The following is a 702-nucleotide window of genomic DNA, read 5'->3' as shown; positions in this document are numbered from 1 at the left end:
ATAAGAAGTAAATAGCTTAGGTAATGCATTGGCTTTATGGATGCATGGTTTAACTGGTTTTCCAGTCGATAATATTAAGTTCGCAAGGACACTCATCTTACCACCTTTCAAGAGCTTCGCGTAGCATGTAGAGCCTAAAATAGACTACAAATACATCAGATTTGATAAAGAGTTTGAGAAAAGAGAGATAAAAGTTGGACAGAATGTCGATTGGCTGCTACCACTTTAAATTATATAGCGAATTTTGATGTGCTAAATATTAGTAAGTTTAGGTTTTCATGGGATTTTTTTGCACAGAGGGTTTTATGGATAAAAATGAATATTTGGTCGCTAGGGTTGGTCATATCAGATTGGCGGTTTATTGTCGCGATGTTGAGAATGTTTTTTCTGGAAACTACAGCTTGGTAAAGCTGTTTTATCAGGGCGACTTTTTTCGGGGCATGACTACTATAAATGGACAGATCATGCAGGTTCTTGATTTGCGTCGTCGTATTGGGATGGAGCAGTGTCTTAAGGGAGAACAGTTAACATTGGTTAGCTTTAATACCGGGGGCTCAAACAGTATCGCTGTAGTAGTTGACGAAATTTTAGGAATGCAAAGAATTGAGTCTGACTCAATTATAACAAATGAAAAATACTTCGATAGCCGTGCCAATAATATTGGCTTGTTGTTTCCAACTGTCGCTTTAATGCCGAGCAAGT

Annotated in this window: 1 protein-coding gene; it reads left to right on the top strand. The window is 37.7% G+C overall.

The annotated features are described in order from the left end of the window. Positions 1 to 305: 305 nt before the first annotated feature. A partial coding sequence (locus A3756_RS08545; protein WP_197481253.1) for a chemotaxis protein CheW occupies positions 306 to 702 on the top strand: 397 nt, incomplete at its 3' end.

This window comes from Oleiphilus sp. HI0086 (assembly GCF_001635225.1).
The sequence above is the reverse complement of the archived record's forward strand: the minus strand, read 5'-3'. Positions and strand labels throughout refer to the sequence as shown.